We start from the raw sequence: 536 nt of genomic DNA on the forward strand, positions 1-536 counted from the left end.
TGTGTGAGCACTACAAAGGCAGGTTCTTTCAGGTAAGGAGGTGATCCAACCGCAGGTTCCCCTACGGTTACCTTGTTACGACTTCACCCCAGTCATGAATCACAAAGTGGTAAGCGCCCTCCCGAAGGTTAAGCTACCTACTTCTTTTGCAACCCACTCCCATGGTGTGACGGGCGGTGTGTACAAGGCCCGGGAACGTATTCACCGTGGCATTCTGATCCACGATTACTAGCGATTCCGACTTCATGGAGTCGAGTTGCAGACTCCAATCCGGACTACGACATACTTTATGAGGTCCGCTTGCTCTCGCGAGGTCGCTTCTCTTTGTATATGCCATTGTAGCACGTGTGTAGCCCTACTCGTAAGGGCCATGATGACTTGACGTCATCCCCACCTTCCTCCAGTTTATCACTGGCAGTCTCCTTTGAGTTCCCGACCTAATCGCTGGCAACAAAGGATAAGGGTTGCGCTCGTTGCGGGACTTAACCCAACATTTCACAACACGAGCTGACGACAGCCATGCAGCACCTGTCTCA

1 rRNA gene is annotated in these 536 nt (G+C 52.1%); it reads right to left on the minus strand.

The annotated features are described in order from the left end of the window. Nucleotides 1-33: 33 nt before the first annotated feature. Nucleotides 34-536 (minus strand): 16S ribosomal RNA (locus tag HMPREF3178_RS05380); the annotation flags it as partial.

The sequence above is a fragment of the Klebsiella sp. HMSC09D12 genome (assembly GCF_001808475.1).
Classification (GTDB): Bacteria; Pseudomonadota; Gammaproteobacteria; order Enterobacterales; family Enterobacteriaceae; genus Klebsiella; species Klebsiella oxytoca.